Below are 20594 nucleotides of genomic sequence, written 5' to 3' on the forward strand. Positions count from 1 at the left end.
ATGGTTAAATCGTCCGACTACCTTCTACTTGCATGAATGAGACACTGCAGTGACCCCTGATACCACCGCTTATGTGCACTGGTTTCGTCAGTCTTCCCCCTACATCAATGCGCACCGGGGCAAAACCTTTGTGCTGATGTTCGAAGGCGACGCCATCGCCGACGCCAACTTTACCCATATTGTCCAGGATATCGCCCTGCTGACCAGCCTGGGCGTACGCCTGGTACTGGTCCATGGCGCACGACCGCAGATCGATACCGCACTGGAACGTCTGGGCGTACAAAGTACTTTTTACAAAGACTTCCGCATCACCGACCGCCAGGCGTTAACCGCGGTCAAAGCCGCGGTTGGTTACGTCAAGGCAGACATTGAATCCCGCATGTCCGTCGGCTTGCCCAATTCCCCCATGCACGGTGCCCGCATGCGAGTAGTCAGCGGCAATTTTGTCACCGCCCGCCCAATGGGCGTGATTGATGGCATTGATTTCCAGCACACCGGCGAAGTACGCCGGATCGACCATAGCGCCATTACCGACCTGCTCGCGGCGGGCAATATTGTGCTGTTGTCCTGCCTTGGTTACTCGCCCTCTGGCGAAGTGTTCAACCTGGCCGTCGAAGATGTTGCCCGTCAGGCGGCCATCAGCCTGCGCGCCGACAAACTGATTCTGATGGGACAGGATGACGGCTTGCTCGAAGACAACGGCGAGACCTTGCAGCAACTGACCTGCCGCAGCCTCGAAGAACGCCTGACCCACTTTCACGGCGAAGCCCGCCATCACGCCGAAGCGGCCCTCAAAGCCGTCAGCCAGGGAGTGCCACGGGCACATCTGATCAGCTTTCAGCACGATGGCGCCCTGCTGCAGGAGCTGTTCACCCGCGAGGGCAAGGGCACCATGATCAGCCAGGACCCGTACGACCAGCTGCGACCGGCCAGAATCGATGACGTTGGCGGCATCCTCTCCTTGCTGAAACCGCTGGAAGACGCCGGCATTCTGGTACGCCGCTCACGGGAGTTGCTGGAAACCGAGCTGAACCGTTTTTATGTTATCGAACGGGACGGCATGATCACCGCCTGCGCCGCGCTTTACCCCTACTCTGACGACCGCGCCGAGCTCGGCTGTGTGGCGGTTCACCCCGACTATCGTGGCGGCCACCGCGGCCAGCTGCTGCTGGATCAAATTGAACAGGAAGCCCGCAAGCGCCAGTTCCAGCAGCTGTTTGTACTGACCACCCGGACTGCCCACTGGTTTATTGAACAGGGGTTTGTGCCTGGCCAGGTCTCCGACCTGCCCGAAGAACGCCAGAAGCTTTATAACTTCCAGCGTAACTCCAAGGTCTTCCTGAAAACCCTCTGAGCACAGGCATCAAGACAATGAGTGAGTGGTTTATTGCCGCCAATGAAATACACCGCCGCTACGACGACCATGGCGTCATACAGGTGTTCGATGACGGCAACAAACGCTACCTCAGTTTTGGTACTGCCGATGAACAGAGCTGCCTGCTCAAGCACCAGCCCAGACAGCTGCAGCACGAATACAGCCGCGCCATGCTGGCCTCGCTGTTATTGTTTGCCGAGCAAGCACCACAACGCATCTGTTTGTTGGGTCTGGGAGGAGGGCTGCTGGCCAATACGATTCATAGCCTGCTGCCCGAGTCCCAGATTAATGTAGTGGAACTGCGAGCAGCGGTATTACAGGTGGCGCGGCAATATTTTGCCCTGCCCCGTGACAGCCATCTGAACGTCCAGATTGCCGATGCCGGAGCCTGGCTGGCCGAGGCGCCCCCCAACGCCGCAGACTGGTTACTCAGCGACCTGTTTCTGGCCGACGGTCTGGATCAGCAACAGTTGCAAGAAAGCTTTCTCGACCACTGCCATCAGCACCTGTCTCCCGGTGGCTGGCTGGTACTCAACCTGTGGCGCGAACACCGCGACCAGGCACTCTGGTTGTGGAAACTCAAACAACGTTTTCCCATTACCCAGCACGCTACCACCAAGGATGGCAACTGGATTCTGTGGGCGCAAAAACCGCCACTCACTCCCACGCCGATACCGGATGCCAAGCAGGCACAACGACAAGCCAAGCACTGGTCGGCAGCATTGGGCTTCAACTTGTGGCGTGCCGGTCGGCCTTTCTTTCGCGACAAAGGCGGCTGCCACCTGCTGCTGGGCAATCTGATTCCCGGCAATCATTAATGGTTTAACTGTCAACCATCCACTTATTCGGCCTGCTCCCCGCTCATACTCAACCCGCGCCCACACCATTCGCATCAAATTCACATTGATTGCCTCTTTCTGCTGCTTTTTATACGGCTTTGTTACGTTTTGTTAACCCGCTCTTAACTTCCTCCCGGCGACAATGGCGGCAACTCCCAATACCTGATGTTTTCCTGGCACTACGGTCGCGCAACAAACCGGGGTTTGCGCCTGGTTTCTGAACAATCCGGGAAGCTAATCATTCATGTTTCACCAGAGGACTCTCCGCGATGAAATCCTTCATCCATTTATTCACAAGCCTGACCTTGATCGCTCTGCTGTCTGGTTGTTTGTCCGACTCCAGCGAGGCGCCACCGGCGCCACCGACCCCGGAAGTCAGCTATATTGAAGTGCAGCCACAGACCGTCAGCCTCACCAGTGAATTAAAAGGCCGCACAGTGGCATCACAAAGCTCGGATATCCGCCCCCAGGTAGGCGGCATTATCCAGCAACGCCTGTTTGAAGAAGGCTCACAGGTGAATGCCGGAGATGTGCTCTACCAGATAGATCCAGCCAGTTACCAGGCGGCGCTGCAACAGGCCAAAGCCAATCTCAAAAGTACCAAAGCGGCATTGGAATCAGCCCGATTGACCGACAAGCGCTACGCTGGTCTGGTCACCATTCAGGGCATCTCCCAACAGGATGCTGACGATGCCCATACCACCTGGCTGGAAGCCGAAGCCGCCCTCGCCAGCGCCAGGGCCGCGCTGGTCACCGCCAACATCAACCTCGGCTATACCAGAATCACCGCCCCGATCAGTGGCCGTATCGGCTTGTCCAGTGTGACCCCCGGAGCGCTGGTGGATGCCTCACAAAGTACCGCGCTGGCCAGCATCAATACCCTCGACCCGATGTATGTGGATATGACCCAGTCGTCCAAGGATCAGTTACTGCTGCGTAAACTGCTGCAACAGTCCGGCATCAAAACCGGCAATACCAGAGTCAGCCTGATTCTGGAAGACGGCTCTCGCTATGAGCACCAAGGCACCCTGAAAGTCCGCGAAGTCGCGGTGAACGAAGATACCGGCTCAGTCACCCTGCGGGCCGAATTTGCCAACCCCGATGGCCTCCTGTTGCCCGGCATGTTTGTCCGCGCCGTGGTCGAAGATGCCGTTAACCACAACGCCATCCTGCTGCCACAACAAGGGATATCCCACGACAGCCAGGGTCATGCCGTGGCCTTGCTGCTCAATGACAAGAATCAGGTTGAAAAACGCATCGTCACAACAGAACGCGCCATCGGCAATCAGTGGCTGGTATCTGCAGGTGTGGAGCCCGGTGACAAACTGATAGTGGAAGGAACCAGCAAGATACAGGCAGGTAATGACGTCATTGCCGTCAAGGCGCAGGTCAACGACGACGGCTCGATCAAATTGAGCCGTACCGATACCAACCCCGATGACCACACACCGCAGCTTGCCAGCGAATAACCCGGAGTCTTTCCTGCCATGATCGCCAAGTTTTTTATCAATCGCCCGGTATTTGCCTGGGTGATTTCCATCATCATCATGCTATTCGGGCTGCAATCGATCTTGTCGTTACCCGTAGCCCAATACCCCAGCGTGTCGCCACCGACCGTTAAAATCGATGCCACCTATACCGGCGCATCGGCCGAAACCGTCGAAAACAGCGTGACCCAGATTATCGAACAGCAACTGACCGGGCTGGATGGCTTGCTGTATTTCAGCTCCTCCAGCTCCTCCGATGGTGATGCCAGTATCGACGTGACCTTTGAGCAGGGGACCGACCCGGACATGGCCCAGGTTCAGGTACAAAACAAGGTATCCCAGATCACCAGCAGCTTGCCGGATGCGGTGCAAGACAATGGCGTTACGGTAAAATCCTCACAGTCTTCCTTTTTGCTGATTGCCTCGGTATACGACACCACCGACAGCGTCTCGGGCTACGATATTTCCGACTACATAGCCTCGAACATGCAGGATTCCATTGCCCGTATCGAAGGGGTCGGCAGCACCCGGGTATTTGGTGCCCAATACGCCATGCGGATCTGGCTCGACCCGATCAAACTGGCCAACTATGAGTTGATGACCTCTGATGTTACCAGTGCCATCAGTGCCCAGAATGTACAGATTGCCGCCGGTAATATCGGTGCCCAACCCGCACCGGCCGGGCAGGAATTAAACGCCACCGTCACCGCCCAATCGATGCTGCAGACCGCCGAGCAGTTCCGCAATATCATTATCAAAAGTGATAGCTCAGGTGCCCTGGTCACGCTTGGCGATGTCGCCAGGGTAGAACGCGGCAGTGAAAGCTACAGCTACGAAGGCCGCCTGGACCGTCACCCATCATCCGGCATGGCGGTACTGTTATCCCCCGGTGCCAACGCACTCGATACCGCCGTCGCCGTCAAGGAAGCCCTGGCGAAGCTGGCAACCAACTTCCCAACCGGCTGGGATATCGCCTACCCGAAAGACTCAACCGACTTCATCACGGTTTCCATCGCCGAAGTTGAACACACCCTGTTCGAAGCCATTATCCTGGTTATCGCCGTTATCTATCTGTTTTTGGGCAGCTGGCGCGCCACCCTGATTCCTGCGGTAGCCGTGCCCGTCGTATTGCTGGGTACTTTTGGTGTGATGGCCGTGTTTGGTTATTCCATCAATACCCTGACCATGCTGGCACTGGTGTTATCGATTGGCTTGCTGGTGGACGATGCCATTGTCGTGGTCGAAAACGTCGAACGCCTGATGGCCGAAAAAGGCCTGTCGCCGCGCCAGGCGACCATCGAATCCATGAAAGAAATCAGCACCGCCCTGATCGGTATTGCCGTGGTGTTGTCGGCGGTCTTCCTGCCCATGGCATTTTTTGGCGGCTCCACCGGAGTGATTTACCGGCAGTTCTCCGTCACCATTGTCTCCTCGATGATCCTGTCGGTGATTGTGGCACTGACACTGACGCCAACCCTGTGCGCCACCTTGCTGAAACCCACCGACCACGGCGCCAGCCAGCGCGGTTTTTTTGGCTGGTTCAATCGCAAGTTCGACGCCATGAACCAACGCTACCGGGGCAACGTTGCCGGTGTTATACGCCGACCCCTGCGCTGGATGCTGGGCTACTGTGCCATTATTGCGGTGCTGGCCTTCTCGCTGATGCGCTTGCCAACCGGCTTTTTGCCATCGGAAGACCAGGCCGAAATCATGGTGATGTTCAACCTGCCCACCGGCGCATCCTTGCCGCGCACGGCCGCAGTCGCCCGCGAGATCGAGGATTATTTCCTCGACAATGAAGCCAACAACGTCAAACACATCTTCGCCATTTCCGGCTTCAGCTTCGCCGGCTCCGGGCAGAATACCGGCATGGCCTTTGTGGCGTTGAAACACTGGGATGAACGCACCAGCGCAGACACCTCCGCCAACGCCATTATCCAACGTGCCCGAGCGAGCCTGTCGACCATTCGTGACGCCAACTTCTTTATCTTGTCCCCTCCATCCATTCGAGGCCTGGGGCAGAGCAACGGCTTTACCTACGAATTACTCGCCGCTCCCGGCACCAGCCGAGAAGAGCTGATCACGCTCAAGGACCAGCTGATACAAGCCGCCAGCGCCAGCGACCAGATTACCGGGATACGGCTGAGCGCCCTGAGCGATACGCCGCAACTGCAACTCGAGATTGACCAGGCCAAAGCGGTATCCCTGGGGGTCTCGCTGTCGGACGTTTCTTCCACCCTGTCGACGGCCTGGGCCGGTTCCTACGTCAACGACTTTATTGATAACGGCCGGGTGAAAAAAGTCTACGTCCAGGGAGACAGTGAATACCGCGCCAAACCCGATGACCTGCAATACTGGTTTGTCCGTGGCAGCGACAACGAAATGACGCCATTTTCTGCCTTTACCAGCAGCTACTGGTCATCCGGGCCGCAGACATTGAGCCGCTATAACGGCTTTGCCTCCTACGAAATCGAAGGGGCCGCCGCCAGCGGTGCCAGCTCCGGTGATGCCATGGACGAAATGGAAGCCCTGACCAGCGCCCTCGGTGGCGGTGCCAACGGCTCCTGGAGCGGCTTGTCCTATCAGGAACGGCTGTCCAGTGGCCAGTCCACCATGCTGTATGCCATCTCGATTCTGGTGGTCTTTCTGGCGCTGGCCGCCTTGTATGAAAGCTGGTCGGTCCCCATCGCCGTGATTATGGTTGTGCCATTGGGGGTTCTGGGTTCAGTGCTGGCGGCAACATTCCGGGGCCTGGAAAACGACATTTATTTTCAGGTCGCCTTGCTGACAACCATTGGTCTGGCATCCAAAAACGCCATTCTAATCGTCGAGTTTGCCGAAGACGCCTATATGAAAGGCAAGGGGCTGGTTGAGTCTGCCGTCGAAGGGGCATTCCTGCGCTTGCGCCCCATTCTGATGACCTCGCTGGCGTTTATCTTCGGCACCTTACCACTGGCCTTGTCCAGCGGTGCCGGTGGCAACAGTCGTAACTCCATCGGTACCGGCATTGTTGGGGGTACTTTCAGTGCCACCGTACTGGCGTTGTTTTTTGTACCGCTGTTCTTTGTGCTGGTGCGCGGCCTGTTTCCGGGCCGCAAACGTTACGATGATGATGACGATGACGCCGCCATGACCACCACCAGCCTGGATAAAAAACCGTCACCAAACCACACAGGAGCCTCCGTATGAAGCCGATCATTCACTGCTGTCGCCCGCTGTTGTGGCCCATCACCGCCGTTGTACTGATGTCCGGCTGTGCCAGCATGGCCCCGGACTACCAGCGCCCGGATGCTCCCATCCCGGCACAGCTGCCGGATGCTGACAGCCAGAGCCAGAATAACCTCAGTGCCGCCCAGCAGCTGCCGTGGCAGGATTTTATCCAGGACCAACGCCTCGAACAGGTGATCGAACAGGCACTGGCCAATAACCGTGACCTGCGTGCCACCATCGCCGATGTCGCCGCTGCCCGGGCCACTTATCGCGGCCAAAGTGCCGACCAATACCCGGCACTCGACGCCAGCATCGAAGGCTCCCGCGTCAACACCGACGGCAGCGTCAGCAGTGACTGGCAAGCCACCGGCGGTTTAAGCGCCTACGAGATCGATCTGTTTGGCAAAAACAGCAGCCTTACCGACGCCGAGCGGGAAAGCTATTACGCCAGTGCCGAAACCGCCCGCGCCGCCCATATCAGCCTGATAGCGGAAACCGCCAACGCCTGGCTGACGCTGGCCTCGGATCAGAACCGGCTGGCACTGGCCCGGCAGACTGCCGACAGTGCCCAGAAAGCCATGGAAATTACCGCCAAACGGCTGGAGCTGGGAGTCGACTCACGGATTGATCTGGTCTCGGCAGAAACCACCTACCACAGCGCCCGAGCCGATATCGCCAGCTATCGCAACCAGGTCGCACAAGACCAAAACGCCCTGCAACTGCTGGTCGGCTCCGACCTGGATAATGCCCTGCTGCCAACCAGCTTGCCCACCACGCAACAGCTGGTGACCGACATTCCCGTCGGGCTGTCGTCGGCGGTACTCTTGCAAAGACCGGATGTGCTGGCGGCCGAACACACGCTGAAATCCGCCAACGCCAACATTGGCGCAGCCCGGGCGGCGTATTTTCCATCCTTGAGCCTGACCGCAACCGGTGGTGTCGCCAGCGCGGCGTTATCGAGCCTGTTCAGCGGAGGTGCTTCCACGATCTGGACGCTGGCCCCCAGCCTGAGCATGAATATCTTCGACTGGGGCAGCAAGGAAGCCGATCTGGAAGCCGCCAAGGCCGAGCAACAGAAGTATCTGGCCGACTACGAATACACCATTCAGAGCGCCTTTGCGGAAGTTGCTAACGCCCTTGCCCGCCGTGCCACCATTCAGGATCAGTTGGATGCAGAAAGCGCCTATGTCGATGCCGCCGGACGCAGCCATGAACTGGCCATGAAGCGTTACCAGGCCGGTGTTGACAGTTTTCAGGACACTCTGCTCAGTGAGCGCACCTACTACTCAGCCCAGCAGGAACTGATCAGCTCGCAGCTGGAAGAGCTGTCCAACCGTATCACGCTGTATCGGGTGTTAGGGGGAGGGTTGGCAGAGCCAGAACCGGCAACCACGGCAGCGCCAGTCGCCGAGATAACTCCGGCCACTGCAACAGAGTCCTGACGTCTTCCCACTCACATAGCATCACAAACAACAAACAGTCCAACCGAGGCCGGGATTACCCGGCCTCTTGTTCGGTTATCAAAAACCCAGCACCCAACCACCCAACGCCCCTACGATCACCACCAGCCAGGACGGTGCTTTCCAGCTGGTCAGCAAAACAAAACACAGCAACGCCAAAGCCATTTCCGCCGATGAATGAATGGCACTGGTAAACACCGGTTGATACAAGGCCGCCGCCAGAATCCCGACCACCGCCGCATTGGCTCCCGCCATCAGCGCCCGTAATCCGGCCCATTGCCCCGCCAGCTGCCAGAACGGCAAGACCGCCACCAGCAACAAAAAACCGGGCAGAAACACCGCCACCAGCGCCAGCCCGGCCAGACTCCAGGTCATCAGCCCGGAAGCCCCCAGACCTTGCGCCCACTCGGCCCCCAGAAATCCACTGAAAGTAAACAACGGCCCTGGCACCGCCTGAGTTGCGCCGTAACCGGCCAGAAAAGCCTCAGCCCCAACACGCCCGGCCTGCACGGTTTCTGCCTCCAGCAGTGGCAACACCACATGACCGCCACCAAACACCAGTGCCCCGGCCCGATAAAAGCTGTCGAACAGCTGCCAGCCCGGCTCCGCCGTTGCCAGCGCCAGCCAGGGTAATCCCCCCAGCAACACCACAAACAGCCCCAGAGCCACCAGACCAGCACGACGGGACACACCAAACAAGGGAACCTCCGGCACAGCCCCAGCCAAATGACGACAGCAGATCATGCCGCCCAGCATGCCCACTGCGATCGCCCATAACTGACCACTCAAACCACCCAGTAACAGTACCAGGGCCGCCGCCAGCAACGCCATCGATGCCCTGGCCCGATCGGGGCACAAGGTACGCGCCATGCCCAGCACCGCGTGAGCAACAATGGCCACCGCCACAATTTTCAGCCCCTGTAACAGCGGCGCCAACGCTGCCACCGTAGTCGCCATGGTGGCCAACGCCACCAGCGCCAGTGCTGACGGCAACGTAAACGCCAGCCAGGCCGCCAAGGCTCCGCCCCAGCCCGCCCGCATCAACCCCAGACCAAAACCAACCTGAGAGCTGGCCGGGCCAGGCAAAAACTGACACAGGGCCACCAGATCGGCATACGCGGCATCGCTCAACCAGCCACGCTTTTCTACCAGCTCGCTACGGAAATACCCCAAATGGGCAACCGGGCCACCAAAAGACGTTAACCCCAGCCATAAAAAAACCCGGAATACTTCAATCACTCGTGCCATATACCGTCGCCCTGTATTGATTCAAAAACCCCTCGTACACACTCGGCCCGAGCCGGGCGATCTACCAGGGTAAAGGCTCGGCAATCTCCGCCCAGCGCTGCTGACTGTGAATATGATCCAGCGCATCCGCCAGCCCTTCGCAAGCCGCCAGTACCTGCTCCCAGCGCAGCCGCCGCTGTGAGTAATCAAAATCGTAAAAATCATCCAGATCCGGGATGCGGCCGCCCGGCAAGGTCGCCGCAAACTCCCACGACGGCGCAATAATGATGGTGCGACGGTAATACTCCCGTGATGCGGTACGCCAGCGTAACTTCTTGTCGAACCAGCCACCCTTGGGAGCCTGGGCAAAATAATGGGGATACAGCACAAACCCTTTGTTCGGCAACACCGGCAAATCAAACTGGTAGTCGGTAATACCGCCATCCCGGTACGTGCCTTTTGGCGCTCCGGCAATATCACGCACCCCGTCGATCACCAACGGAATCGCCCCCGTCGCCAAAATAGCCGGGCGCAGATTATCGGCAGTTAATGTGACATGTTGTGCGGGCAAATGAGGAAAATGGTCGATGGGTGGCTTGTCGGGATGATGGAACAGCACCCGGTCAACCCAGGGGCGCATCCCCTTGCGTGACAACAGGTTGGCCCCAATCGCCCCGAGCCAGCCCGCCGTTTGTAGCCAGTGGGTATCACTGGCGGTCAAGCCACGACAGCGCGTCACCAGAGTGTGATAACGCATAAAAGGATGGGCCAGAATCTCCGCCAACCCCTGCTCACCCAGGGTGAGATCAAGAATATGACGACACTCGGTTGCCACTTCCTGCGGCGTTGGCTTGGCCGAATAACGCTGACTGACATACGCCTCAAGAAAACGCTGATGCGCCGCCAGGGCATCCTGCTGGGCAAAACAACTGAGCCGCCAGGCACCGGCCGACGTTCCCAACAAATGCAATGGCTGGCTGCGCTGGGCAAACCACTCCCGGAGCAAATAACGATCCATGGCCGCCAATACCAGCCACTTCGGCCCACCGGAAGCCCCCAGCACCACCTCAATATCATCCGCGTGCAAACCATGCTCACGAATATGCTGTAACGCCTCCGCGCCAGCGAACACCTTTAACGGCAAATGGGACACAGCCAGAATCCTGCTCAATACGATGAGCCGCTATGATGAGAGGATTAGGGGTCGGACTCAAGCCAGACAGCCTGAGCCGTTATAGTGCGTCGCAACCGTTGCCGATTGGCGGCCCGGCTGCCAGCAAAACTACTCGCCGCACACGATACGGTCGTACACCACAAAGCGATAAGGATAGGGATTGGTATCACTGGGGCCGTAGGCTTCGCTGCTCAACTCATGCCACTCGGAACGGTCAAAATCCGGGAAAAACGCATCGCCCTCGATATCGGCATCCACTTCCGTCAGATACATACGCTCAACCAGCGGTAACACCTGACGATAGATTTCCGCGCCCCCCATGATCATGGCTTCATCGGCATCGGTCTGTAACGCCAACCGCGCCGCCAGCTCGATGGCACACTCCAGACTGTCGACCACCGCCACACCATCCGCCTGATAATCCGGCTGACGACTGATCACAATATTGGCGCGACCAGGCAAGGCCCGGCCAATACTTTCATGGGTTTTACGCCCCATCACCACCGGCTTGCCCATGGTACTGTCGCGGAAATACTTCAAATCACCCGGCAAATGCCAGGGCAATTGATTATCGAGACCAATCGTATGGTTACGTGACAGAGCAACAATCAGAGACAGCTTCATGGGCAAGAACCGCGTCAAACCGGGAGAACATCACCGCTGTTACCAGCAAATGACACCAAACGACCGATGATAACGCCCGTATTGCAGCAGAACCAGCCCCCAAACGTGCCGGATGGACGCCACTGGTGTCCGCCCGACTCCGCACCTGATCAATTCCATGCAGGGGCCAGCTCTCCGTGTCTGATAAATTCCATCCGTATCCTTACCGGGGGTTTGCTACGATACAAACACTTGGATTGTTTCAGAACAGCAGCCCTGCATTCGCCAGGATGCCCTTGTAAACGATATTCTGGATGTAATTAGTAGAGGGAATGAGCAAGGAGAGCGACATGGACAACAGCATTGAAATTTACCAGTCACATGATGCCAAGTGCAGATTGAGATCAAACTGGAACAGGAAACGCTGTGGCTAACACAAGCGCAAATGGCGGAGCTTTTTGATACTAAGCGGCCCGCTATTACCAAGCATTTAAGCAATATTTTTAAAGTAGGCGAACTGGATGAAAAGAGCACGTGTTCCATTTTGGAACATGTGGCCGCGCATGGTCAGACCTACAAAACCAAACACTATAACCTTGACGCCATAATCTCGGGGGTAAGCGTCCGGTAATCCCATCTTGAGCCTGTCTCTGCCTGCCCGCCTATTTCAGCTGCACCTTGAATTACGGCCCTTTAAATCGCTACCGGTGCCTTGATATGCGGGTGGTGCTGATAGCCTTCGATTTCAAAATCTTCAAAGCAGTAGTCAAACAAGGATGCCGGTTTGCGTTTGATATTCAGGCGCGGCAGCACTTTTGGCTCTCGTGACAATTGCTCATCGGTTTGTTCCAGATGGTTGGCGTAGAGGTGCACATCGCCACCGGTCCAGACGAAGTCGCCCACTGCCAGATCGCACTGCTGCGCCACCATATGCACCAACAGGGCATAACTGGCAATGTTGAAGGGGACGCCCAGGAAGATGTCTGCGCTGCGCTGGTAGAGCTGGCAGGAGAGCTTGCCTTCGGCAACGTAGAACTGGAAAAACGCATGACACGGCGGCAAGGCCATGTTGTGAATTTCCCCTACGTTCCAGGCACTGACAATCAGCCGACGGGAATCCGGGTTATTGCGAATCTGTTCAACCAGCTGGCTGAGCTGGTCGATCTGCTCACCACTGGCGGTGGGCCAGGAGCGCCACTGGGCACCGTAAACCGGCCCGAGGTTGCCTTCGGCATCGGCCCATTCATCCCAGATGGTTACCTTGTTGTCTTGCAGGTAACGGATGTTGGTATCGCCACTGAGAAACCATAACAGCTCATGAATGATCGAGCGCAGATGCAGTTTTTTGGTGGTCACCAGCGGGAAACCATCCTGGAGATCAAATCGCATCTGATAACCAAAACAGCTGTAGGTGCCGGTGCCGGTACGGTCTTGCTTGAACACACCCTGTTCACGTACGTGTTTCATCAGTTGCAGATACGCTTTCATACATTACCTTTTATTATCAAACAAACGCTCAACTGACCGGCGCAAAACGATTACGCCGATAAGCCACCAGCAACAGAACCAGCCCAGCCAGAATCATCGGCATGCTGAGTAATTGTCCGCGGCTCATCCAGCCAAACAGGTCGAAGCCGATATGGGCATCCGGCTCGCGGTAAAACTCGGCGATGCTGCGGAATACCCCATAACCAAACAGGAACGCAGCCCCTACCGCCATGCGCGGACGCGGGCGGTTGGAATACCACAACAACAGAATAAACAGCAAGAAGCCTTCCAGCCCGGCCTGATACAGCTGTGACGGGTGACGAGGCAGGTTATCGGCGCGGGGGAATACCATGGCCCAGTGCACTACCGCAGGGTCAGCAACGCGGCCCCAGAGTTCGCCACCAATAAAGTTGCCAATACGTCCGAACATCAAACCGATCGGAACCAGTGGTGCTACAAAGTCACCGACATCAAAGTAGTTCTTTTTGTACTTGAAGCTGAACCAGCCCAGCGCGACCAGCACTCCGAGCAAGCCACCATGAAAGGACATGCCGCCTTCCCAGACCCGGAACAGCCACAGCGGATCTTCCAGAAACTGATCGAAGTTATAGAACAAAACGTAGCCAAAGCGGCCGCCGAGAATAACGCCCATGGCCCCAAAAAACACCAGATCAGACACCTGCTGATCGTTCCAGCCAGACTGGGGACGACGGGCACGCCAGATTGCCAGGCTGTAGGCGGCACCAAAGGCCAGCAGGTACATCAGGCCATACCAGTGAATTTTTAATGGCCCGATCGCCAGGGCAATCGGGTCGATCTCGGGATAAGTCATCATGGTGACGTCCTTACAATAAGTGTTACCCCGACCAGACGCGAGGACAAGACAGGCTGTGACAAGAGCCTAACGCCGGCGTTCGACACCATCATGACAGCGTCAGGAATTTGATGGATACGCCGATCAGCAAGACCGCAAATGCCTTTTTCAACTTGCGCTGATCCAGTCGATGCGCCAAATGGGCACCCAGGCGGGCAAAGGGCACGCTGGTGATGACAATACCGGCCACCGCAGGCCAATAAACAAAGCCGGTGCTCCAGGCGGGCAAGGCCGGGTTGCCCCAGCCGGACCAGATATTGGTTAATGCACCGGTCAAGGCAATCGGCAAGCCACACGCGGCGGAGGTTGCCACTGCCTGACGCATTTCGATCTGACGCCAGCTCAGGTATGGCACGGAAAACGTGCCGCCGCCAATACCAAACCAGGAAGAGCCAAAACCGATAACGGCTCCGGCCAATCCCAGCTCCTTGTGCCCCGGGGCACTTTTACCCGGACGGGGTTGCAGCCCAAAAAACATCTGGATACCCAGCAAGGCAGCAAACACGCCGATGATTTTCAGCAGCAGCGGCCCGGGGACTTCGGCAATCAGTACCACGCCCAGACTGGTGCCAACGATAATGCCCATCGTCATCAGCGACACCATTTGCCAATTGATGGCACCTTTCAGGTGGTGGGCGCGGATCGAACTGAGTGAGGTGAAAACAATGGTTGCCAGCGACGTGGCGACGGCCATATGGGTCATCACATCCACGCCAACGCCTTCTGCCGCCAAGGCAAACAGCACGGCCGGTACAATGATCATGCCGCCACCAATGCCAAACAACCCGGCCAGCGTTCCGGCAAAGGCACCTACCGCGAGATACATCAACAGAGTGGTCACAGACCACCTCCCGTGCAGAAGAGAAGAAAAGGCGCGCATTATACCCGGCATGGCCTGAATCGCGAGCGCAGCGGCAGGATGCGTACCAGCCAGCAACACTCGGCAACCGCCCAGGTCGCCAAGCCACAGGCATCAGGGTAACCTTGAAGACACCGGTATCCGAGACTTTTACCATGTGCCTGATTGTATTTGACTGGCAGCCAGATGCGACCGATTGGCTGACGCTGACTGCCAATCGTGACGAATTTCATCAACGCCCCACCGCGCCGTTACACCGCTGGCCCGAGTCTCCCGACCTGGTTGCCGGGCAGGATTTGCAGCAAGGCGGCAGCTGGCTGGGAGTAACCAATGACCTGCGTTTTGCGGCAGTCACCAATATTCGTTTACCTGAGCCGCCAGAGCATGTGCGCTCTCGTGGTGAACTGGTGACCCGTTATCTGCGCAGCACACAAACACCCGCGGACTTTGCCGATGCCTTGTTGCCGGAGGCAGGCCGTTATGGCCGCTTTAATTTGCTGTGTGGTACAGCGCATCAGCTTTGGTACATCACCAATACACCGGAACCCGCGGCGGTGGCGGTCTCTCCCGGCATACATGCGCTCAGTAATGCCTGGCTCGACAGTGACTGGCCCAAAGCACAGCTGGCGAAAGAGCAACTGCTGCAAGCCCAACGACGCCAGCAGCACCGGCCCACCTGGCAGCAGGATCAGTCCGAATTAACCCGCTTATTGAAGCGCCGTCAGCCCTGGCCGGACGACAGGCTGCCCGACACAGGCGTTGCGCTGGAAACAGAGCGTTTGTTATCGGCGCAGTTTATTATCTCTGCCCGTTATGGCACCCGCAGTAGCAGCAGCCTGCTGGGCCGGGGGCAACGGCTCAGCATTGAAGAACAGCGCTGGCAAGAGAATGGCGCTGCAGGCGCCCGGTGCCGGTTTCAGCTACCCTTGATATAAAACAATCAGCAAGCGCCCCGCGCAATCAGAGCAGCCGGGGCAATGAGTCGTTCCAACCCTGGTTAGCCGCGACCGGAAGCCGGGCCGATAATCCGGCCAAAGCCTTCTTTCTCCAGTGCCAGCTGTACCATGGCGGCAATCACATGGGCACTTTCGATCTGCATCACCTGATCGAGCAAGCGTTCTGCCCACTCCAGGCTGACACCACGGATAACCGATTTTACTTTTGGCAGGTTGGTAGCGTTCATCGACAGCATCTCGTAACCCATGGCCATCAGCAGCACACTGCCAAGTGGATTACCCGCCAGCTCACCACAGACACTGACCGGCTTGCCTACTTCACGAGCGGTCTCGGCAATGATTTTAAGGGCCGACAAGACCGCCGGATGAAACGCCTGATAGAGGTCAGCCACCCGCGGGTTGTTACGATCCACCGCCAACAGATACTGGGTCAGGTCGTTACTGCCGACCGACAGGAAATCAACTCGCAAGCCCAGATCACGGATCTGGAACACGGCGGAAGGTACCTCGATCATGACCCCGACTTTGGGCATGTCGATATCACAGCCTTCTTCGATCACTTCGGCATGGGCACGGTAAATCAAGTGCAGCGCTTCGTCGACTTCATGGACGCTGCTGATCATCGGCAGCATGATACGCAGGTTGTTCAGGCCTTCGCTGGCTTTCAGCATGGCCCGCACTTGCACCAGAAAAATCTCGGGATGATCCAGCGTTACCCGGATACCACGCCAGCCCAGAAAAGGATTGGCTTCGTTGATGGGGAAATAAGTCAGCGACTTGTCGCCACCGATATCCAGCGTTCTCATGGTCACCGGTGCCGGAGCAAACATCTCCAGCTGCTGGCGATAGATTTTTTGCTGCTCACTTTCACTGGGGAAACGATCCCGCATCATAAAGGGCACTTCGGTGCGGTATAAACCCACGCCTTCAGCACCCCGATCGAGACTGCGCAAGGCATCCGTCAGCAGGCCAGTATTGACCCATAAGGGAATACGATGGCCATCCAGGGTTTCGGCTGGTTCATCCCGCAGTACTTCCAGGTCTTCCTGCAGGGCCAGCTCTTCTTCGTAGATTTCCTGATACTCCGCGCGGATATCCTCATTCGGGTTGGACACCAAGACGCCACGATATCCATCCACCACCAGATCCTTGCCGTGCAACTGGGCGTAGGGTAAATCCACCACCCCCATTACGGTTGGAATCCCCATCGCCCGGGCCAGAATCGCCACGTGGGAGTTGGAGGAGCCTTTTACCGATACCAGTCCGCGTAACTTGCTGGTCGGTACTTCGCCCAGCATGGCAGGGGTCAGTTCTTCACTGACCAGAATGCAGTCGTCCGGAAATATTTTTTCCTCCGGCGCTTTATCCGCCGTGCCCTGCAGGTGGGCCAGAATACGGGTACCCAGATCCAGAATGTCCGTCGCCCGCTCACGCAGGTAAACGTCTTCCATCAGTTGGAAATGACCCACATACTGCATCACGACCTGGCGCAAGGCCCCTTGTGCCCACTGGCCTTCACGAATGCGGCTGGTGACTTCTGCCCCCAGGGCATTGTCGTCGAGCATATTGATATAAACATCAAACAGCGCCATTTCTTCCGGGCGCAGATCATGGCTGAGCTGGGCACCCAGATGACGGATTTCACTGCGGGCAGCAATCAGCGCCTTGTCAAAATTCTCCAGCTCCTGCTCAATGTCTTCGACCGTTTGGTCGACCACCACAATCAGGTCTGCCGCCGGGGTAATCACGTAACCGGTGCCCAGGCCGACACCCGCCGCCCCCGGTGCACCGTTAAAACGGGTACTTTTACGTTCGGTGCTGGCAGGTGACAGCTCCAGAATATTTCCGGTCGCTTCAGCGTGGGCAATCACTCCGGCCAACTGGGCCGACATGGTGCCCAGAAAGGCTTCTTCACTTTCATCAAATTGCCGGCTGTCACGCTGCTGTACAACCAGCACCCCCATCAGGCGCTTGTTATGAATAATCGGTACGCCAAGGAACGACAGAAACGGATCTTCTCCGGTCTCGGACAGGAAATGGAATTTGGGGTGTGACGGAGCATTGTCGATGTTGATCGGTTCGGCGCGGGCACCGACCAGACCAACCAGACCCTGGGATGATGACAGGCTGACCCGCCCAACGGCTTCTTGCTTCAGGCCTTCGGTCGCCATCAGTACATAACGCTTGCTGTCTGCATCAAACAGGTACACAGAACATACCTCGGTGTGCATAGCCTCGCGGATACGCACGACCACCACTTTTAATGCATCCTTAAGATCGCTGGCGCTGCTGACCTCCTGGACAATTCGGCGAAGTATGTCGAGCATAAGACCTCAACTGGTGCTTTTACGTTGCAAGCGAGCGATTTTCGGCGCCAGCTCAGTCATTGCGCGACGATAGACATCGCGCTTGAAAGCGACTACTTCACCCAACGGAAACCAGTAACTAACCCAGTCCCAGCCATCAAACTCCGGCTTGGGTGATGCAGCCACATCGATTCGTGCTTCTTCGGTGGTCAACTTTAACAGATACCACTTTTGCTTTTGGCCAACGCACACCGGTTGACGCCCCTGACGGATCATACGTTTTGGCAGGCGATAACGCAGCCAGCCACGAGTACAGCCCAGAATCTGGACATCGTTCGCTGTCAGGCCAACTTCTTCGGTCAACTCCCGATAAAGCGCATTTTCCGGGGACTCCCCCTGTTTGATCCCACCCTGAGGAAACTGCCAGGCATCCTGTCCTATGCGTCTGGCCCAGAGCACCTGGCCCTGGTCATTACACAGAATGATACCGACATTCGGGCGGTAACCCTGATCATCAATCACAATGCCATCCGAGAATTATTACAGAGTTGCAAAACTTGCCCATTTCAACGCAAAGGTCAAGCAACATGCATCGACTCGCAGGTATTGATTGTTATTCTTTATCTTCTCCCGAACCACAGGATCTGACAAGCGGCGGAACAGGACGTTTATGCCAATGAGTGTCAGTCCGTGCCTGTTTTTAACGTGTGACCCGGGCTGCCCATTCATCATAGAATATGGCTCTTTGTGCAATTTTCGGCAATCCGTTCGGGAGAATCGTTTGGCTCTGGCAATTTTTGACCTCGACCACACCCTGTTATCCGATGACAGTGACCACGCATGGGGCCAGTATCTGGCCGACCGGGAACTCGTCGACCCGGCGGTGCATCAGCATCGCAACGACCACTTCTATGAACAATACAAAGCCGGCACGCTGGATATTCACGCTTACCTGCGTTTTGCCTTACAGCCGTTACTCGATTATCCACTGCAACATATGCTGGCCGAACGCGAGCGTTTTCTGGCTGAACGTATTGAACCACTGATCAGCCAAAAAAGCCGTGACCTGATCCAGAAGCATCGGGACCAGGGGGATCATTTACTGATCATTACCGCCACCAACGGTTTCATTACCTATCCGATTGCCGAGCGTCTGGGTATTGCCGACATTATTGCACCACACCCGGAAGTCATCGACGGCCAATACACTGGCGAAATAGTTGGCGTACCCAGCTTTCAGGATGGCAAGGTAACCCGGCTCAACGCCTGGCTGGAAGAGCATCAGCAGTCCATGGACGGTGCCTGGTTCTACAGCGACTCCCGCAACGATCTGCCACTGTTACGACTGGTCGATCATCCTGTGGCGGTCAACCCGGACAGCACCCTGGAAGCCGAGGCTCGCCAATATGGCTGGCCAATCATCTCACTGCGTGACGATTGATCCTGGCGCTGGCGCCAGTAACCATAGACCATCAGGAGGCAGGCACCAATGAAACGACTCATGATCGGACTGAGCAGTGCCCTGGCACTCGGCATGGTGGGCTGTGAACAATCGCAACCACCAGCGCAACCTCTCCCGACGGCGGCTGAGCTGAGCACCAGTCCGGGGGGATCTTTCCCGGCAACGATCAATGACCATTTGACTCATTCGGCCTTCGATAGCTACCTGCAGGCCTACGCCAGTAGCGAAGCGCTGCAAGGCGCTGTCTCGGCCCTGATCGGTCAACCCGATAGCGCCACGCTGGCCGCTGCCCGTAGCGCCTGGCGCGACAGCTACAGCGCGTTTTTACGTACTCGCCTGTATGGTTTTCTGCCGATATCGGACCCGGTTGAATGGCAGCGTCAGGGCGTTAATTTCCACCAGATAGTCAATCAGATTGACAGCTGGCCGATTGAAGGCGGCTACCTCGACTATCTGCCGGGCTACCCCTTTACCGGCATTGTGAACGATCTGGCCTTGCCGTTGACCCCGGAAGCACTCAGGCAGCAGCATGGGTTTTCTGACCCGGCCTCGGTCAGCCTGGGGTTTCATGCGATTGAATTCTTGCTGTGGGGCAGTGACGGGCAACGCGACGCCTCTGACTATGTGCTGCCAGCCAATAACAGTAGCAGTAGCAGTAGCTCCAGCGAACCGGCTCCTGATGCCGTCACCAACCAGAAACGCCGCCGCCAATACCTGCAACTGGTGACGGCGCAGTTACTGGATCACCAACACCTGTTACAAAGCCGCTGGCAGCAAGTTGACGGCTACTATGCCCAGCTGGTAACCAGCAGTACCCCGTCGGCAGCCCTGCAAGCCGGCATGAGTGCCTGTGCCTGGCTGATCCGAACGGAATTATTGGCAAAACGTCTGCCGGGTAACAGCAGTGAATTCAGCGATACCAGCCAGCAGGATATTCAGGCTCTGTTGCAAGGAATGCAGCTCTGGTTACTCGGTAACGAATCCCAGGAAGGGGCTTTAATATCGCTGCTAGGCGACAAGCATCCAGAATTATTGGCGCAATGGCAGGCGGCGCTGACCCAGGCTCTGACGCCTGTTAGTGAAACGGCCAGGGCCGAACCCACCGATACCTCAGCAACCCCGGCAGAAGCAGCGGCAGAGATACCGGCAGCCACCTCGCAGGTTGATCACATCAAGCAGCTGGATAGTCTGTTGCAACAAACCGCCAGCCTGTTGCGCCTGACCTTGCCCAATACATAACGGCCACGGACAAGGCCGGGCCGAACTTCTGCAAC

At 57.2% G+C, this 20594-nt stretch carries 16 protein-coding genes; 8 read left to right on the forward strand and 8 right to left on the reverse strand.

The features are described 5' to 3' along the window. The first annotated feature begins 49 nt into the window (after positions 1 to 49). From argA to Q4551_RS00605, 5 genes are all read left to right on the forward strand, one after another. A complete protein-coding gene (gene argA / locus Q4551_RS00585) occupies positions 50 to 1354 on the forward strand; it encodes an amino-acid N-acetyltransferase (RefSeq protein WP_303431156.1) in 1305 nt (434 codons plus the stop codon). A gap of 17 nt (positions 1355 to 1371) precedes the next feature. Next, positions 1372 to 2193, forward strand: a complete 822-nt coding sequence (locus Q4551_RS00590; RefSeq protein WP_303431157.1) for a spermidine synthase — start codon at positions 1372 to 1374, stop codon at positions 2191 to 2193. 290 nt (positions 2194 to 2483) lie between these two features. Continuing rightward, entirely contained in the window at positions 2484 to 3683 is a 1200-nt protein-coding gene (locus Q4551_RS00595; protein ID WP_303431158.1) for an efflux RND transporter periplasmic adaptor subunit, read from the forward strand. An 18-nt stretch (positions 3684 to 3701) separates the two neighbouring features. Next, positions 3702 to 6890 (forward strand): efflux RND transporter permease subunit, encoded by a 3189-nt coding sequence (locus tag Q4551_RS00600; RefSeq protein WP_303431159.1) that lies wholly within the window; start codon positions 3702 to 3704, stop codon positions 6888 to 6890. Next, positions 6887 to 8353, forward strand: coding sequence for an efflux transporter outer membrane subunit (locus tag Q4551_RS00605; RefSeq protein ID WP_303431160.1), 1467 nt, complete (start codon positions 6887 to 6889; stop codon positions 8351 to 8353). The genes Q4551_RS00600 and Q4551_RS00605 overlap by 4 nt, the downstream gene beginning before the upstream one ends. Positions 8354 to 8431: 78 nt before the next feature. Here the strand turns inward: Q4551_RS00605 and chrA are convergent, their stop codons facing one another. From chrA to Q4551_RS00635, 6 genes are all read right to left on the reverse strand, one after another. Beyond that, complete coding sequence (chrA, locus tag Q4551_RS00610; RefSeq protein ID WP_303431162.1) at positions 8432 to 9619, reverse strand: chromate efflux transporter; 1188 nt, start codon at positions 9617 to 9619, stop codon at positions 8432 to 8434. Between the two features lie 61 nt (positions 9620 to 9680). Next, positions 9681 to 10751 carry a patatin-like phospholipase family protein gene (locus Q4551_RS00615; RefSeq protein WP_303431163.1) on the reverse strand — a complete coding sequence of 357 codons (1071 nt, stop codon included), beginning with the start codon at positions 10749 to 10751 and terminating at the stop codon, positions 9681 to 9683. Between the two features lie 129 nt (positions 10752 to 10880). After that, positions 10881 to 11396 (reverse strand): dihydrofolate reductase, encoded by a 516-nt coding sequence (locus Q4551_RS00620; protein ID WP_303431164.1) that lies wholly within the window; start codon positions 11394 to 11396, stop codon positions 10881 to 10883. A 672-nt stretch (positions 11397 to 12068) separates the two neighbouring features. Next, entirely contained in the window at positions 12069 to 12863 is a 795-nt protein-coding gene (thyA, locus tag Q4551_RS00625; protein ID WP_303431166.1) for a thymidylate synthase, read from the reverse strand. Between the two features lie 28 nt (positions 12864 to 12891). Further along, the gene (gene lgt / locus Q4551_RS00630) at positions 12892 to 13698 is read right to left on the reverse strand and encodes a prolipoprotein diacylglyceryl transferase (protein ID WP_303431167.1); all 807 of its coding nucleotides are present in this window, start codon (positions 13696 to 13698) and stop codon (positions 12892 to 12894) included. Between the two features lie 88 nt (positions 13699 to 13786). Next, complete coding sequence (locus Q4551_RS00635) at positions 13787 to 14578, reverse strand: sulfite exporter TauE/SafE family protein (protein ID WP_368501340.1); 792 nt, start codon at positions 14576 to 14578, stop codon at positions 13787 to 13789. A gap of 173 nt (positions 14579 to 14751) precedes the next feature. Here Q4551_RS00635 and Q4551_RS00640 point away from each other — a divergent pair, with 173 nt between their 5' ends. Next, positions 14752 to 15531, forward strand: a complete 780-nt coding sequence (locus Q4551_RS00640; protein ID WP_303431168.1) for an NRDE family protein — start codon at positions 14752 to 14754, stop codon at positions 15529 to 15531. 62 nt (positions 15532 to 15593) lie between these two features. Here the strand turns inward: Q4551_RS00640 and ptsP are convergent, their stop codons facing one another. Together ptsP and rppH are read right to left on the reverse strand one after the other, a co-directional pair. Next, positions 15594 to 17879: a phosphoenolpyruvate--protein phosphotransferase gene (gene ptsP, locus Q4551_RS00645; RefSeq protein WP_303431169.1), complete on the reverse strand. Its 2286-nt coding sequence runs from the start codon at positions 17877 to 17879 to the stop codon at positions 15594 to 15596. A gap of 6 nt (positions 17880 to 17885) precedes the next feature. Beyond that, the gene (gene rppH, locus Q4551_RS00650) at positions 17886 to 18380 is read right to left on the reverse strand and encodes an RNA pyrophosphohydrolase (protein ID WP_303431170.1); all 495 of its coding nucleotides are present in this window, start codon (positions 18378 to 18380) and stop codon (positions 17886 to 17888) included. A gap of 259 nt (positions 18381 to 18639) precedes the next feature. On the opposite strand from rppH, the gene Q4551_RS00655 reads away from it, so the two are divergent. Next, the gene (locus tag Q4551_RS00655; RefSeq protein ID WP_303431171.1) at positions 18640 to 19299 is read left to right on the forward strand and encodes an HAD family phosphatase; all 660 of its coding nucleotides are present in this window, start codon (positions 18640 to 18642) and stop codon (positions 19297 to 19299) included. Between the two features lie 48 nt (positions 19300 to 19347). Continuing rightward, positions 19348 to 20559, forward strand: coding sequence for an imelysin family protein (locus tag Q4551_RS00660; RefSeq protein ID WP_303431172.1), 1212 nt, complete (start codon positions 19348 to 19350; stop codon positions 20557 to 20559). The last annotated feature ends 35 nt before the right edge of the window (positions 20560 to 20594 follow it).

The sequence above is a fragment of the Oceanobacter sp. 5_MG-2023 genome, assembly GCF_030548165.1.
Taxonomy (GTDB): domain Bacteria; phylum Pseudomonadota; class Gammaproteobacteria; order Pseudomonadales; family Oceanobacteraceae; genus Oceanobacter.

Bases quoted from the DNA above. Each gene is read 5' to 3' on its own strand.
- lgt (WP_303431167.1), bottom strand. From the start codon at position 13,698: ATGATGACTTATCCCGAGATCGACCCGATTGCCCTGGCGATCGGGCCA.
- Q4551_RS00620 (WP_303431164.1), bottom strand. From the start codon at position 11,396: ATGAAGCTGTCTCTGATTGTTGCTCTGTCACGTAACCATACGATTGGT.
- Q4551_RS00605 (WP_303431160.1), top strand. From the start codon at position 6,887: ATGAAGCCGATCATTCACTGCTGTCGCCCGCTGTTGTGGCCCATCACC.
- Q4551_RS00640 (WP_303431168.1), top strand. From the start codon at position 14,752: ATGTGCCTGATTGTATTTGACTGGCAGCCAGATGCGACCGATTGGCTG.
- thyA (WP_303431166.1), bottom strand. From the start codon at position 12,863: ATGAAAGCGTATCTGCAACTGATGAAACACGTACGTGAACAGGGTGTG.
- ptsP (WP_303431169.1), bottom strand. From the start codon at position 17,879: ATGCTCGACATACTTCGCCGAATTGTCCAGGAGGTCAGCAGCGCCAGC.
- Q4551_RS00595 (WP_303431158.1), top strand. From the start codon at position 2,484: ATGAAATCCTTCATCCATTTATTCACAAGCCTGACCTTGATCGCTCTG.
- Q4551_RS00660 (WP_303431172.1), top strand. From the start codon at position 19,348: ATGAAACGACTCATGATCGGACTGAGCAGTGCCCTGGCACTCGGCATG.
- Q4551_RS00590 (WP_303431157.1), top strand. From the start codon at position 1,372: ATGAGTGAGTGGTTTATTGCCGCCAATGAAATACACCGCCGCTACGAC.
- chrA (WP_303431162.1), bottom strand. From the start codon at position 9,619: ATGGCACGAGTGATTGAAGTATTCCGGGTTTTTTTATGGCTGGGGTTA.
- Q4551_RS00600 (WP_303431159.1), top strand. From the start codon at position 3,702: ATGATCGCCAAGTTTTTTATCAATCGCCCGGTATTTGCCTGGGTGATT.